Source organism: Pedobacter sp. 05L430 (assembly GCF_056397585.1).
In genome coordinates this window covers 1-16250 of sequence record NZ_JBFTNT010000037.1, presented here as the reverse complement: position 1 = coordinate 16250, position 16250 = coordinate 1, and the positions used below count along the sequence as shown (strand labels likewise).

Genomic DNA, 16250 nt, shown 5'->3' with positions numbered 1-16250 from the left:
TTTTGTCTATCTGTGAGGGATTTTTGATGACGTTTATTGTTTTTTGTGCTACTTTTTTGCGGTTTTGAACCACTAAACCAAACAACTTATATGAATAAAATTTTAGCATTTCTGATCATTCTGTTCCTGGTAACAGAAGTAAAAGCCAAAAGCTGGCCTTTTCAAGTCGCCGACCGAGTTATCCGCGGCGAAGTGGTTGATGAAAAAGATGAAGCCATACCCGGGGTTTCTGTAAGACTAAAAGGAAGCGCGCAGGGAACGGTGACTGACCAGAAGGGTGAGTTCTCTTTGTCGGTTAATTCAGACAATGATTCCCTGCAATTTTCTTTTATCGGTTATAAGAATAAAACCATCAGAGTTGGTTCATCACAAGAGTTCAAAATTAAGCTTGAACCCGATGAGGAGAATAAATTAAATGAAGTAAYCGTCGTTGGTTATGGTACGCAAAAGAAAATTTCCGTTACCGGTTCATTGTCTACCATTTCTGTCAAAGAGATTCAACGGGTTTCCACCCCGGCATTATCCAATGCAATTGCAGGTAAACTGCCTGGCATCATTACCCGTCAGGCGAGCGGCGAGCCCGGATATGATGCTGCGCAGGTTTATATACGAGGACTTTCAACTTTTGGAAACAACGCACCGCTAATATTGATAGACGGAGTGGAGCGTGATATGAATAACATTAATGCTCAGGAGATAGAGAGCTTTACGATACTAAAAGATGCATCTGCTACCGCTGTTTATGGCGTGCGAGGTGCCAATGGAGTTATTCTCATTACAACGAAGCGCGGAGTTAGCGGCAAGCCAGCTGTAACATTCCGTACAGAAGCGGCGGCTTTACATGCCTTAAGGCTGCCAGAATATATTAACGGACAAGAATATGCCTCCCTGATGAATGAGGCAAGGATGTTTTCTGGTGAACAGCCTAGGTGGTCAGCTGAAGAACTCGAAAAATTTGGTAATGGCTCAGATCCCTACCTGTATCCCAACTCGAACTGGACAGATGCGGTATTGAAGCGTGATACCTGGCAAACCATCAATAATTTAAGTGTTACCGGTGGTAATGAAATCATTAAGTATTATACCAATGTTGGTTATACCCTTCAGAATGGAATTTATAAACAGGATATGTCCAATAAATTCAATACGAATGCCAATATCAAACGATACAATTTCAGGAGCAATATTGATCTGAACTTATCAAAAAGTCTTACCATGCAACTTGGCCTAGGTGGAATTATTCAGAATGGGAACTATCCCGGATTCTCAGCACCAGATATCTTTCAATCTTTAAAAACAATATCGCCAATTGCATTTCCAGTTAAGAATCCAGATGGAACACCTGGGGGTGCCCAAACCTTTGTGGGATGGAATCCTTGGGGAAGGGTCTCGCAATCGGGCTACAGTACACAAGATCGTAGTACCTTGCAGGGTACTTTCGCAGCCAGATGGGACATGTCTGAACTGGTGACCAAAGGTTTATCATTAAGGGGTTTGTTTTCGTATGATCGTTACGGTCAGACCAATAATGTAAGGGCCAAGGAATTTGAAGTGAAGCGGTATCTGGGAACAGATCCTGAAACCGGAGAAGATTTGTATAGTGAACCGTTTAGAGAAGAAAAGCCACTCGGATATTACATCGAAAATGGGAGCAACAGGGCTATTTATATGGAAACCCAATTGAATTATGAGCGCTCATTTGATAAACACGGACTGACTTCCATGCTATTATATAATCAGCGTGATTATGTGGATCTTTCTGCGGGCAGCTCCGTGTCGAATCTCCCTTTTCGCCGAATGGGCTTAGCCAGTAGGGTCACCTACAACTACGACAACCGATATCTTGCAGAGGTTAACTTTGGCTACAATGGATCTGAAAACTTTCCGAAAGGAAAAAGATTTGGTTTCTTTCCAGCCTTCTCAGCCGGGTGGGTAATTTCAAATGAAAAATTCTGGAATGCATCCGCAATCAGCAACCTGAAAATAAGAGCCTCTTATGGAAAGGTGGGAAATGATCAGATCAACCAGCGCTTCTTGTTTCTAAGCACTGTAAAAACAGTTGGACAATCTTATCCGTTTGGCCCGGATCAGCAGCTTTTCTATGGGATGGAGGAGAACCAGATCGGTAATCAAAACGTCACCTGGGAACGTGCAACAAAAAGAAACATCGGTCTGGACCTTGGCTTCCTGGATGATAAAATAACCTTGCAGGTGGATGCTTTTGATGAAGATCGTACGGGTATTCTCTTGCAGCGCCAAACGGTGCCCTTTGTAACCGGATTCTATCCCTGGTCTATTCCTTATGGAAATATTGGTGCAATCAAAAACAAGGGGATAGATGGATTAATAGAAATGCGAAATACTACATCTGGTGGATTTTTCTATTCCTTGCGTGGTAATTTCACCTTTGCTAAGAATACAATTGTAGAAAACGATGAGCCCACACGCCGATATTCCTATTTATCCGGTAAAGGATTGCCGTTAAATCAGAGTTTTGCATTCRTTTCTGAAGGTTTATTCCAAAGCGAGGAAGATATTGCTACCAGTCCAAAACAAAGCTTTTCTATCCCAAGACCGGGAGATGTTAAATACAAGGATATTAACGGTGATGGTATAATTGATTCTTATGACCAGATCCCCGTAGGTTATCCGCGTCTTCCTCAAATGACATTTGGTTTTGGCGGCACCATATCTTATAAAAGCTTTGATTTTAGCCTGTATTTTACAGGGGCAGCCAAATCGAGTATTTTCTTGAGCGGAACTTCAATGTGGCCTTTCTACGATGGTCTGGGGGTAAATAATGTACTCACCGAATATTACAACAATCGTTGGACACCAGAGAACCGGGGTGCGAAGTATCCTGCAATAGATGTCGGTAACAATCCAAATAATTTCCTGAATTCTACCACCTGGATGAAAAATGGGAATTACCTCAGGTTGCGTAACCTTGAAGTGGGGTACACTTTACCTCAGCGCGTGTCTGGCAGGATAGGGGTAAGCTCCCTCAGGTTTTTTGTCAACGGTATGAACTTGTATACCTGGGATCATATTAAGATCATCGATCCGGAATCTAATGACGGAACCGGTGGGTATCCTTTGCAGCGGTCATTCAATGCAGGTTTGCAGATTGATTTTAAATAATATAACCAATAACCATTATAAAAGAATTTGATATGAAATATTTAATCTGTGGATTATTGTTCGTGCAGCTTTTGATGTTCTCCTCTTGTAAAAAAGATTTTCTGGATAAAAGCCCTGAAGAGGACATTACCATTGAAGAAGCTTTTCTTCAACGCAGGTATGCTGAAGCATTTTTATCGGATGTTTATGCCGATCTCCCACTTGAGAACTGGTTTACCGACATGGTCGATCCTAATCCGTTTGTAGTTGCCTCTGATGAGATGAATGTACCCTGGCCGGAGAAATTTGCAAAACTGATGAACAAGGGTTCCTGGAACGCCTATAATGTGGCAAGTCAGCAGTGGCGTAACATGTATGAGGGTATTCGCAAAGCGAATATTTTTCTGAAATACATCGACAGAACTCCCCTTGGCAAAGACTTTACCCAGCAGGATAAAGACCGTTGGATAGGTGAAGCCGTATACCTGCGTGCTTTTTACCACTTTTGGCTAATGCGAATCTATGGCCCGATTCCCATTATGGATTATGATGCAGGAGTAGCCGATGATTTCACTAAAATAAAACGCCAACCACTTGATCAGGGTGTTGATTTTGTTTCTAAAGAATGTGACAGGGCGATCAGTTTGTTGCCAATGAGAGTTACTTCCGATAGGAATATTGGACGGGTTACTGCTGCGGCTGCGATGGCGCTAAAGGCAAGAATGTTATTGTATGTGGCAAGCCCTTTATGGAACGGCAATCCTGACTATGCAGGCTTCACAGATAAAGAAGGTATAAAACTTTTCCCTGGTCAGTATCAGGCCGAAAAATGGAAAGCTGCAGCTCTTGCCGCCAAAGAGTGTATCGATAAATGTGAGGCTGCCGGTTATCAGCTTTATAGAAAATATCCAGATCCTGTGCAGAATTACCAGCAATTGTTTCTGGAAAACAACAACGTTGAAGTGATCCTTGCACGTAATTGTACTACACCTGATATTGGCGGTTATTATCCGGGAATGACCGAGAAATGTGCTTTCCCTGGAAGCCTGGGCGGGTGGAATGGGTATAACCCAACTCAGCAGCAAGTAGATGCTTATGAAATGGACAATGGAAAAGCACCAATACTAGGTTATAATAGTGATGGGTCACCAGTGGTCAATCAATCCTCCGGATATACTGAAGCAGGTTATACAGCTACAGCCATGACCGGACGCTGGATGGAAGGGGTAAGCAATATGTATGTGCACCGGGATCCCAGATTTTATGCTTCTATTAACTTTAACGGAGCCTACTTCATTGACCGCCGCTTGCAGTTCTGGTCCAGTGGAGCAGATGGTAGAGGAAATGCCGGAAGAGATTATAATACGACAGGATATTTGCTTAAAAAATCTGTAGATCCTACGGCGAATATTGCCCAGGGCAGGTTTTCACTTAAAACATGGATATTTTTCAGGCTTGGTGAATTTTATCTGGACTATGCAGAAGCACTAAATGAATCAGACGGGCCAGTTGCCGATGTGTATAAATACATGAACCTGATCAGGGAACGTGCCGGAATGCCAGCACTTCCAACAGGTCTTAATGCTCAGCAAATGAGAGAAAGGATCAGGAACGAACGTCGTGTGGAGTTGAGTTACGAAACCCATCGCTACTTCGATTGTCACCGTTGGAAGATCGCTGCACAGACCGATAATGGGCCTATTTACGGAATGAACATCAGTGCCGGAACCAATTTGCAGGATGATGCTTACTATAAGAGAACAGTGGTAGAAAGAAGGGTGTTTCAGGGGCCTAAGCATTATTTATTCCCAATTCCGCAAAGCGAAATTGACAAGACCCCTAATATTATTCAAAACCCAGGCTGGTAATGATCCATAAACTTAAAACCATGAATAAGATAAATTTAACCTCAATACTTTTAAGTGCTTTTATATTCCTGACTGCTTGCAATAAGGATGTTTTAGTGGATTTGGATATTCCGCAGGCCGATACCTATGCACGCCTGTACATGCCACAGGCAGTAAGTAATCCAATTGCAATGGGGATTAGTATAACCGATCAGGACTATCAAGTGCCTTATGCGGCCCATCTGGGTGGTCCGTTAGCGGCCCAAACCGATATACCAGTAAATTTTAAGGTTTCGGCCGAAATGGTTGCCGACTATAATCAGAAAAATAATACCACCTATCAGTTGCTGCCCGAAGGAAGTTATGCCCTTCAGCAGGCAACAGCAATAATTCCCAAAGGTGCACAGGGAACTGCAGTTCAGAATCTGGTCATCAAAACCAAAGGCTTTCTAAACGCATTTGAGTCTTATCTGCTTCCGGTAAGCATTTCTGCACCTGGAAATGTGACTTTAAATAAGGAACTCAGTACCACTTATTTCCTGATTACAGGCTCATATGCCCCAGGTGAAGTTCCGCGTGAGAAAGTGCTGTCTATGGGCGCTGATGCAGGTGCTTTTTTAATAGATTTTAACGGCGATTTTATACGTAAAGCGCCGGTAACCGGCGATCTTCTGTTGTACAAGGCTGATGTAGCTACCGGACAGTTTACTCTCCCACCTAAAACGATCGGTTTCGGCTGGAATGTAATGGATAAAATTATCTCCTTTGGTGGTAACCGCTTGATCGCAAGATTTGGAAGTGGGGCAGGCGATCTTAACCAGTATTTTCTTAGCCAGGACGGGGCATTCGGGGCCCAGAGAGGGGTTGGTCAGGGCTGGGGCGCACTCTCTGCAATTGTTCCATTCAAAGGGTTGCTATTAGGTATTGCAGCAAATGGTGACATGACTAAATTTCCTTTAAACGGGGATGGCGACTTTGATTATGGAAACATCAAACAAATTGGTAGCGGATGGGCTGGTTTGGCACAAATCTTTGCTTACCAAAACTCACTGATTACCATTGAAAACAGTGGAGATATGTGGCAGTATCCACTAACAGAGGATGGAGTTTTTGGTACACGGAAGAAGATAGGTACAGGCTGGGATATGTATATTAAGGTAATTACTGCCGGCAATGATCTGTTGGCTTTGGATGCCAATGGAGATTTGTGGCGATATAAATTCAATCCGGAAGGCCTGTGGCCTTTAAAAAAGTAGAAAATAATAACTGATTCAAAAAGATATAATAATGAATAAAATACCGCTAATGTGCCGAAAAACTGCTATACTCTTGTTTTGTTTAACCTTTGCCATTCAAATGGTCTGGGCTAAAGACAAAGATACCTCTTCAATTCATAAGGTTACACCGCATGATTACCGTCATTATTTCAATTACTGTACCTTCAATTATACTGCGTCCTGGTGGGACTGGGAGCGCTGGCAATGGGAAATTGATTTTATGGCATTGAATGGGATCAATATGCCGCTTGCTATGACTGGACAGAATGCGCTGTGGGACCGGGTTTACAGAAGCTTTGGTTTTGATGACGCAGACATGGATGCTTTTTTTACCGGGCCGGCATATTTCATGTGGTTCTGGGCAGGTAATATTGATGGGTTGAATGGTCCTTTGCCAAAAAGCTGGATGAAAAGTCACKAGGAACTACAGAAAAAGATCCTGCTTCGCGAACGGGAGTTGGGTATGAAACCAATCCTTCCTGCCTTTAGCGGTCATGTGCCCCCAACATTCAAAAAAAGATTCCCTAACGCTAAAGTTGACAAGGTGAACTGGGAAGGCCGTTTTGCAGATGCTTATGTACTTGACCCGGAAGATCCTATGTTTCAGCAGATAGCCGACAGGTTTATGCAGGAACAACAAAAGACCTTTGGATTGGAAAATCATTTATACGGGGCCGATACCTTCAATGAAATGGATCTTCCACACCAGGATTCTGCCTACGTACGTAAAATCGGCAAGGCAGTATATGATGGTATGGCCAAAACCGACCCAAAAGCAATATGGGTGATGCAGGGATGGTTGTTCTGGGACCGAAGGGATTTCTGGCAGCCTGAGCGCATCAACAATTATTTGAGCGGAGTACCGGATGATAAATTAATCATCCTGGATCTTTTTGCCGATGAACAGCCTATATGGACCAAAACCAAATCCTTTTTCGGGAAACCATGGATATGGTGCATGCTTCACAATTTTGGCGGCAGGAATCCACTGTTCGGCAACCTTGATTATATCGCTAAAGAGCCTGCAGAAATGGTTCATGATCCTAATAAAGGTAACCTGTCTGGAGTCGGATTGGTGCCTGAAGGGATAGAGCAAAATCCAGTTATCTATTCGCTTATGCTCAATCACGTATGGAGCGATCAGCCCGTAAACGTGAACGAGTGGTTAAAAGGATATGCCCACAGTCGTTACGGAAAAAAGAACCCGTACACAGAAAAAGCCTGGGATATTTTACATAAAACAGTGTATGCTAAAGAAGGCAGCTATGAGACCATTGTGGTAGCAAGACCAACCTTTGAAAAAGACAATGATTGGGCCGCTACAGATTTGCCGTATGATCCACTTGCGTTGGTGCCGGCATGGGAGAATATGCTGGCTGCGGCTCAGCAATTTAAGCGTAATGATTGCTACCAGTTTGATCTGGTAAGCATTGGCACGCAGGTGCTGGCCAATTATGCCTCAGTTGTTCAACAACAGTTTGCCAGAGACTTCAAACAAAAAAACATTACCGGCTTTAAACAACATACTGCAGAATTCATGGAACTGATTGCCGATATGGACCAGCTGATGGGTACCCGAAGAGAATTGTTGCTTGGGAAGTGGCTCAACGATGCAAAAAAATGGGGTGCCAATACCGCTGAGTCTCGATTATATGAAAAAAACGCAAGAGATCTGATCACCCTTTGGGGAGGGAAAGATGCTGTACTTCACGAATATGCAAACAAGCAATGGTCGGGTCTGTTTAATGGCTTTTACGGAAAAAGATGGAAGATGTTTATCTCCGAGGCCAGTGATGCTTTAAAAACGAAAAAAGTATTTGACCAAAAGGGCTTTACTGAAAAAGTAAAAACCTGGGAATGGAACTGGGTAAATGGTACAGAGCAATATCCGGATCAACCAACAGGAGATCCTACAGAAATATCAAAAAAAATGTATGCTAAATATGGCAAGCAGATCACTGCCGCATACAAGAAACTTAAATTAACGAAGAACAAAAAATAAATTACGAATAACATATGATACCTATTACAGAACAATCATCCCTTTATGATAACCTGGAAACCAAATCAGTTGAGGAACTGACCAGTGCTATTAATCAAGAAGACCATAAAGTGGCAAAAGCAATTCAGGAGGTTTTACCGCAGGTAAACTGCCTGATTACCGCTATCGTGAATAAACTAAAGAACGGCGGCCGGATGTTCTACATCGGAGCCGGTAGCGGCGGCAGACTCTCTGTACTCGATGTGATCGAGCTACCTACCACCTACGGCCTACCCAAAGGAATTTACAATGCTGTGCTTGCCGGAGGAGAGGACCGGCTCATAGATGCACTGGAAGAAATGGAGGATGACCTGAATGAAGCCTGGGACAGGCTCAATGCAGCAAACATCTCAGAAAAAGATATTGTGGTGGGTATTTCCGCAAGTGGAAGTACGCCTTTCGTTCTGGAGGGCCTAAAACAGTGTCGTGCACATCACATTGCAACAGGCTGCATTGTGAGCAATCCGGACTCGATTATTGCAGGACAGGCTGATTATCCTGTTGAAGTACTTACCGGTCCCGAATTTGTGACAGGAAGTACCCGAATGAAGTGCGGTACTGCACAGAAGATGTTGCTGGATATGATATCAACCACAGTGATGATTCAACTGGGAAGGATAGAAGGCAATAACATGATCAATGTAAAACTCATTAACGATAAGATCATGGACAGGGGCGTTAAAATGCTGATGAAAAAAGCCGAAATTGACAACTATAATGAGGCTAAGTCATTGCTTTTACAGTATGGTACTGTAAAAAATGCGATGGAAAAACTGGTTAAAAATCACGACTGATTATTTTAGAACGCTAAATATAAAACTTTGAAATACATTTTTATTTGTTGTTTGTGGGCGCTCCTGGTCATATCTGGTTATGCGCAGTCTGGTGCGCCTAAAGTGCAGTTGATTCCAGCGCCTGCACAGTTGAACCTGAAAAGAGGGAGCTTTATTGTCGGTAGTAATACTGTAATTCATTATTCAGATGCTACCTCAAAGAAGAGCGCCGTTCAGCTTCATGAATACTTGTACGAAAACTATGGCATTAACCTGAGACTTCTTTCCGGAAAGCCTGAAAAATCGAACCAGGTAATTTCTTTTGTATCTGCAAAGGCAAGGGTCAAGGAGTCGTATACACTTAGGGTAGGTGCGGCAGTAATTGAAATTACGGGCGACGATGCAGGTATGTTCTATGGCTTACAGACGCTATTTCAGTTGATCAGCGTAAAGGATCAGAAACCTGAAGTTCCCTGTTTGGAGATTAGCGATAGCCCTCGCTATGCTTACAGAGGAATAATGCAGGATGTAGGCTACCATATCTATCCGGTTTCCTTTATTAAAAGCCAGATTGAGATGCTGGCAAAATACAAGATGAATGTATATCACTGGCATCTTACCGAAGACCACGGCTGGCGAATTGAGATTAAAAAATATCCCAAACTTACCTCTGTAGGTGCTTTCCGTGCCGGTACGCAAATCAGTAATTACACAGATTCGCTTAATGGTAATGACCACCTGCCTTATGGTGGTTTTTATACACAGGACGAGATCAGGGAGGTGGTTGCCTATGCAGCAGAAAGACATGTCACAGTTATCCCAGAAATTGAACTGCCAGGACACTCCCTGGCAGCGCTGGCGGCTTACCCGGAATTGGCTTGTGGTGACAATCCCGGGCCATTTAAAGTCGCTGAGCACTGGGGCATATTTGAAGATGTGTATTGTGCAGGCAAAGAAAATACCTTTAAATTCCTGGAAGACGTGCTCACAGAGGTTATGGCGTTATTCCCTTCTCCTTATATTCATATCGGAGGTGATGAATGCCCTAAAGAACGCTGGAAGGTCTGTAAATTTTGCCAGAAACGGATTAAAGACAATCACCTGAAAAATGAATTTGAGCTGCAGAGTTATTTTGTAAAAAGGATCGAGAAATTTGTGAACTCCAGGGGGAGAAAGATTATTGGCTGGGATGAGATCCTCGAGGGTGGTCTTGCACCAAATGCAACAGTAATGAGCTGGCGTAACATAGAGGAAGGGATCAAAGCTGCAAAACAGGGACATGATGTTGTAATGTCACCCCTTTCACATGTTTATTTCGATTTTATACAGGGCAAACGGGAGCTGGAACCCCTGGCCATCGGTTGGGGCTACAATTCTTTGCCGCGGGTTTATAACTATGATCCTACACCTGCAGTGCTCTCTGATAAAGAGAAAGAACACATCATCGGGGTTGAGGCAGCCATATGGACAGAACACATGGATACACACCGCAAGGTAGAATACATGCTCTATCCTCGCTTAATGGCATTGGCTGAGATTGCCTGGACACCTCTTGAAAAGAAGGATTCGGTTAGCTTTTTTGAGGAAAGGCTACCGAAGCATCTTGCCGTTCTGGATAAAACAGATAAAATATACCGGGTGCCTGGTCCAATAGGTCTTTCGGATACTACTCTGATTGGAGCGGATTTTAACCTGGAACTTAAGGTCCCTGTTGAGGGCGCGAGAATCTATTATAATTTTGAAGGTCAGGATGCCAGGGAAACTGATTTTGTATATGAAAAACCAATACGGATTATACTAAATAAGGGCGAGCGCAGGGCTTTAAAGTCTATTGTGATCACCCCATCTGGGAAACGAAGTGTAAATACGACAACTATTTTCAAAAACCCTTAACCATATTCTTCTAATGTATCTGAAAATCCTAAATAAAATAACCCGTCTGCTCATTTGCAGTTTGTGTTGCATCAGTTTTACTGGCAATGCCCAGGTGCTGTACAAATCGGGCTTTGCCAAAACCAGCATTGAGCCCTCAACGTATCCGTTTTCCCTGACTTTGGCTGGTTACGGTTACCCCAGGGAAGGACGTTTTAGCCTCGACTGGATAAAAAAAACAGCATTGCAGAACTGCACGGCTTTTACTGGAAATAATGAGGCGTTATTTGTAATAAGCAATAACCAGTTGCTGATGACAAAGGCGGCAGAGACCCTGAATTGGAAAGGCATTGGGAAGAGCGATGGCATAACCGCGCTTGCTGCCGGAAAAAAACTACTTTATGCGGTAAATGATAAGGGAGAGATTTTACAGTCCGGTTTTTCCGGTACGTTAAGCTGGAAAAAGTTAGCTGCCCTCCAGGGGGTAGTAAGTATTACGATTTTTAATGACATTCTCTATGTGGCTGATCAAAATGGGGTAATCAGCTTTTCGAATTTAAAAAGCAAAACACTAAACTGGACAAAGCTGAGCAGTTTAAGTAGCCTTGTCAGCATGGTTTCTTATGATGGGGCTTTGTATGGATTAACTGCAAGCGACGATCTGATGAAATTGGATCTTAAACATAGAAATGCAGCCTGGACGAAAATTGCGAGATACAACGGTGTATCTTACGATGTACACCTAAAATCCATAGCAGTAGGAAACCATACTTTGTATGGCCTAACTAAGGATAATTCTGTGTTTGCCGGTAAACACCTAACAACAGGTGATCTTTCAGTTACTGCACTGGCAGTATCATCAGGCAAGCAAACGGTGGTTGTGGTGGGCGCAGATCTCTGTGGCCTTGGTTATGACTTTGTAACTTCAGTTAAACAGGAGGTTTATAGAAAATACCGCATCCCGGCAGCAGCAGTCATGGTAAATTCCTCGCACACACATTTTGGACCCGTAGCACAGCACTGGCCAGCTTGGCCTGAGTTTGTTCAGCAACCAGATAGTTTATACATGAATGGAACATTGAGACCTGCCATTGTGAAAGCGATAGGAGCAGCAATCAAAGCTATGCAACCGGCCGACCTATATTTTGGCAGGGGAAAAACTGCGATAGGTGCAAATAGAGCACTTACCGGAGCACATGTGCCTTATGATAATGATGTAGATGTATTGAGTGTGGTTAATAAAAAGAACCAACAGAGAACGCTGTTATTTTTAACGGGCTGTCATGCGGTTTTCAAGAACGAGGGCGCCGAGATGTTTACCATTAGTCCTAATTTTCCGGGGGTGACCAGAAAGTTACTTACCGATAAGAACAGTATTTCCAATGCCATGTTTATTCAGGGTTGTGGGGGCGACATTAACCCGGTTGATGAAAATCATCAGAGAACAGGAGCATCACTCGCCGCTGATGTACTATCTGTCTTAAATCGCCCACTGCAAAAACTGGATGGTGAGATTAGCTTTTACATGGACTCTATCAATTTTCCTGTAAAAAAATGGACAGAGCAGGAAATGTTGGCTTTCAGGGAAGAGAATGATAAGCATAACGAAAATGTAGAAGAAGAAAAGAATGTTCGATGGGCCGACCGCATGCTTGATCTGAATAAGGCTGGGAAAATACCGGCGTCCATGCCTGTCTATATTCAGACGTTCAATATCGGTAACTGGAAATTGATTGGATTGTCACGTGAGGTAGTTACTGATTACAGCCTGGGTATTAAGAACCTTTGGCCAGGCAAACTGGTAAGTGTAGCTGGTTATTGTAATGACGTGTCTAGCTATTTGCCTACCTCCCGGCATATCAAATCCGGTACTTATGAAGGTTTCGGCTCATTTTTCTGGTATGCTCAACCCGCTATATTTCCGGAATCAGTTTATGAAACTGTAATCGATAAAGTAAAGAATGAAAATCGTTAGGGTATGGATGTCATGACTAAAGAAATTCCTGCCGTCAAGGTAGAAAATAACCTGCTTAACCCATTGATCATCATTGGTGTATTGTTCTTTATTTTTGGTTTTGTGACCTGGCTAAGTGCAGTGCTGATCCCTTACTTGCAGATTGCTTGTGAGCTCAATAATTTCCAATCCTACCTGGTAGCTTTTGCTTTTTACATTTCCTATTTTGTGATGGGTGTTCCATCCGGATGGCTTTTAAAAGCTACCGGATTTAAAAAAGGAATGTCGCTCGGATTGCTGCTTGTCGCAGCAGGCTCCTTGCTTTTCATCCCCGCTGCTTTGAACAGGCAGTACGCTATTTTTTTGCTCGGGCTTTTTGTACAAGGTGCGGGACTTACTGTATTGCAAACGGCTTCAAATCCGTATGTGACCATTCTGGGTCCCAGGGAGAGCGCAGCAAGAAGGATCAGTTTTATGGGGATATGTAATGGTATTGCCGGAGCAATGGCCCCTGTAATCCTGGGTGCAGTAATCCTAAATGATGCAGACGCATTGAAAAGTAAACTGGGTTCCTTAAATGGTGCCCAAAAGCTTGTCGAATTAAATGGGCTGGCGGCTAAGGTAATTCTGCCATATGCAATTATTACATTGGTGCTTATCGCATTGTCGGCGGTGATCTACTTTTCTGCTTTACCCGAAATTGACGAGGAAGAACTGGATGCAGCTGAGAATGATCTGGAAAAAAGTACAAAGACTTCCGTTTTTCAATTTCCGCACCTGATCATTGGGGTTTTAGTGTTGTTTGGGTATACTGGTGTAGAAGTAATCGCAGGGAATAGCATTATTGGCTATGGGGCCTATCAGGGTATTCCACTGACAATGGCTAAATTTTTTACTTCTTTTACACTGATTAGCATGCTTGCCGGATACCTGATAGGGATTATATGCATTCCCAGGTATTTTAGTCAGGAAACAGCACTTAAGAGTTCTGCAGTATTAGGTATTGTATTCACAGTACTGGCTATGTTCAGCACGGGTTTAACCTCAGTCGTTTTTGTGGCCCTGCTAGGGCTGGCAAATTCATTGATGTGGCCGTCCATATGGCCATTAGCCATTTCAGGCCTGGGTAAATTTACCAAAGCGGGGTCTTCACTGTTGGTGATGGCAATTTCCGGCGCGGCAGTACTGCCACTTTTGTATGGGTACTTAGCAGACCATATGAACCCCCAGCAGGCCTATTTGATGGTGATCCCATGCTATCTGGCAGTGGGTTACTATGCAATCGCCGGTCATAAAGTGGGAAAGAAGAATAGCTGATTTATTTAAACAACGGAAGCATGATTTTAATAGCCGACAGTGGCTCAACTAAAACAGACTGGTGCCTGATCAAGAACTCGGGCAAGAGCCTTTACTTTAAAAGCGAAGGGTATAATCCTTATTTCTTTGCCAAATCAGCTATGATTGAATCCATTCGCAGTAGCATTTCTGTGCATATTGATCCAATGGAAGTTGCTACGCTTTATTTCTATGGTGCAGGCTGTGAGGCCGACAAAACCGGGTTGATGAATGAGGTATTGAGTTCAGTTTTTAGTAATTGCAAACAGTTATATGCAGATGTCGATTTGCTTGCAGCTGCAAGGGGGCTGCTCGGACAGAAATCCGGTTTTGCGGCGATACTCGGAACAGGAACAAATACCTGCATTTATGATGGAGTAAATATTGTTAAAAATATTGATTCACTGGGGTTTATACTGGGGGATGAAGGAAGTGGAGGTGCTATTGGAAAAAGGATTCTTAGTGATTACTTAAGGAATAAAATGCCATCGTCTGTTCGTATCCAATTCGAAAAGCTATACCGTTTTTCAGCTGAAGAGATTATCCATCAAGTGTATATCGAACCAATGCCAAATCGGTTTTGTGCCCAATTTGCTAAATTCCTTAATCATCCGGAAGTGGATGCAGATTACAGTTATCGGATAGTAAAAACATCTTTTCAGCAATTCTTCGAAAATCTGGTTAGCTGTTATCCCGGATATACAGCTTATTCATTCAATTGCGTAGGCTCAATTGCCTATCATTTCAAGAATGCACTGCTGGAGGTTTTAACTGAATTCAATATGAAGCCCGGGCTAATTATTCCCTCTTTAATTGAGGAGCTGGTAGCCTATCATCGGGCAAAATAAAATAAATCATCCGGGGGAGATGTTCATCTAATATCTATTGTTATCTGCCTGAGCAACATGTCTTTCAATATGGTGTACTGTAAACCTTAGGGTATCTCCAAGCCTTAATTTGATGAGTTTGGTTAGCGAGATCGGTGTTTTAGTTTTGGTCATGTTCACCTGTTCTGCCTGAGTTAATAATGACTTTAAATGTGCTTGCTGCATTAAAAAACGATCAATAGTTGTCACTGTCAGGCGCCTTCCAAAGGGGTTCATTTCCTTTGTTGTAGACATTTTTTTGATCCCGTCTGGTTTTATCTTTACCAGGTTCACAAAATAATCTCCAATGATACCGCTCTTAAAAATCCCTGAATTGCGTGTCACCTTTTGGGAACGAATCGCGCTTTCAATGACCGGAAGATAGAAGTCGCCATACAGGTTTAAATGTTCAATGCATTCTAAAATACTCCATTTATTTGGTGCAGATTTTTTATTCAACTCATCAATATTCAATTCTCTGAGCTGCTTAACTTTTTCGGTAGAATTTGCGGTTATAATTAAAAGATTCTCTATCAGTTGACTACTTATTATCTTCATCGTTGTTATTAATTTATACAAAAATGAAAAGAAACAATTTATTGGCTGTTGATTGAAATCAAGAATTTCGAATGCGACTCAAAGTTTCAGGAGTCATCCTAAGATAGGATGCTATATATTTTAATGGAACATGCTGAAATAGGTGGGGACTTCTTTGTAAGACCCGTTTTAAACGTTCTGTGGGAGAAACTGTGAGCAGATCAACTTCCCTCTCGATTTGTTCGATAATTACTGTTTCTAATAAAGATTTATAGCCGGCTAAACTATCAAGATCTCCATTTACTAACGCTGATACCTTTTCTTTAGGGAGCACTCGCAAAGTTGTTTTCCTGATGGCTTCAATATAAAATTCTGATGGACTTTCGCTAAAATAGGAGGCTAAAGAATTGATTATGGAGCCCTCAAAACCAAAGCGGATGCTTTGTTCTTCATATTCTGATAAAAGAAAAACCCGAACTGCACCTGATTCAACAAAGTATATGTTCCTTTCTATTTCTCCTTTCTTTAAAATAAATTCTCCTTTGGAAAAGGTCTTTTTAACTTCCGAAATCTTCAGTGAATTAATCAGATTAAAGGTAAAAGATTGTGTTTCATCCATGAATATAGC

General features: G+C 42.5%; 11 protein-coding genes. 9 read left to right on the top strand and 2 right to left on the bottom strand.

The genetic code is table 11. The features are described from left to right. Nucleotides 1–90 precede the first annotated feature (90 nt). Genes AC1DG9_RS08645 through AC1DG9_RS08605 form a run of 9 tightly spaced genes read left to right on the top strand, consistent with a single transcriptional unit; the run spans nt 91 to nt 15067 of the window. The gene (locus tag AC1DG9_RS08645; RefSeq protein ID WP_477634510.1) at nt 91–3141 is read left to right on the top strand and encodes a SusC/RagA family TonB-linked outer membrane protein; all 3051 of its coding nucleotides are present in this window, start codon (nt 91–93) and stop codon (nt 3139–3141) included. A gap of 32 nt (nt 3142–3173) precedes the next feature. Beyond that, nucleotides 3174–4988 carry a RagB/SusD family nutrient uptake outer membrane protein gene (locus AC1DG9_RS08640; RefSeq protein WP_172663641.1) on the top strand — a complete coding sequence of 605 codons (1815 nt, stop codon included), beginning with the start codon at nt 3174–3176 and terminating at the stop codon, nt 4986–4988. A gap of 20 nt (nt 4989–5008) precedes the next feature. After that, a complete protein-coding gene (locus AC1DG9_RS08635; RefSeq protein WP_288880275.1) occupies nt 5009–6223 on the top strand; it encodes a BT_3987 domain-containing protein in 1215 nt (404 codons plus the stop codon). Nucleotides 6224–6254: 31 nt separating this feature from the next. Next, nucleotides 6255–8246: an alpha-N-acetylglucosaminidase gene (locus AC1DG9_RS08630; RefSeq protein ID WP_477634509.1), complete on the top strand. Its 1992-nt coding sequence runs from the start codon at nt 6255–6257 to the stop codon at nt 8244–8246. Nucleotides 8247–8260: 14 nt separating this feature from the next. Then, the gene (locus tag AC1DG9_RS08625) at nt 8261–9079 is read left to right on the top strand and encodes an N-acetylmuramic acid 6-phosphate etherase (RefSeq protein WP_288880269.1); all 819 of its coding nucleotides are present in this window, start codon (nt 8261–8263) and stop codon (nt 9077–9079) included. Nucleotides 9080–9106: 27 nt separating this feature from the next. Continuing rightward, nucleotides 9107–10951, top strand: a complete 1845-nt coding sequence (locus AC1DG9_RS08620; RefSeq protein ID WP_337715022.1) for a beta-N-acetylhexosaminidase — start codon at nt 9107–9109, stop codon at nt 10949–10951. A gap of 13 nt (nt 10952–10964) precedes the next feature. Continuing rightward, nucleotides 10965–12905, top strand: a complete 1941-nt coding sequence (locus AC1DG9_RS08615; RefSeq protein ID WP_337715019.1) for a hypothetical protein — start codon at nt 10965–10967, stop codon at nt 12903–12905. A 12-nt stretch (nt 12906–12917) separates the two neighbouring features. Then, nucleotides 12918–14201 (top strand): sugar MFS transporter, encoded by a 1284-nt coding sequence (locus AC1DG9_RS08610; protein ID WP_438871712.1) that lies wholly within the window; start codon nt 12918–12920, stop codon nt 14199–14201. 20 nt (nt 14202–14221) lie between these two features. Further along, on the top strand, nt 14222–15067 hold the full coding sequence (locus AC1DG9_RS08605) for an N-acetylglucosamine kinase (RefSeq protein WP_337715017.1): 846 nt from the start codon (nt 14222–14224) through the stop codon (nt 15065–15067). A 27-nt stretch (nt 15068–15094) separates the two neighbouring features. Here the strand turns inward: AC1DG9_RS08605 and AC1DG9_RS08600 are convergent, their stop codons facing one another. Further along, a complete protein-coding gene (locus tag AC1DG9_RS08600) occupies nt 15095–15643 on the bottom strand; it encodes a DinB family protein (RefSeq protein WP_172663634.1) in 549 nt (182 codons plus the stop codon). A gap of 58 nt (nt 15644–15701) precedes the next feature. Next, nucleotides 15702–16250: Crp/Fnr family transcriptional regulator (locus AC1DG9_RS08595; RefSeq protein ID WP_477634508.1), on the bottom strand; the 549-nt coding region annotated here is incomplete at its 5' end.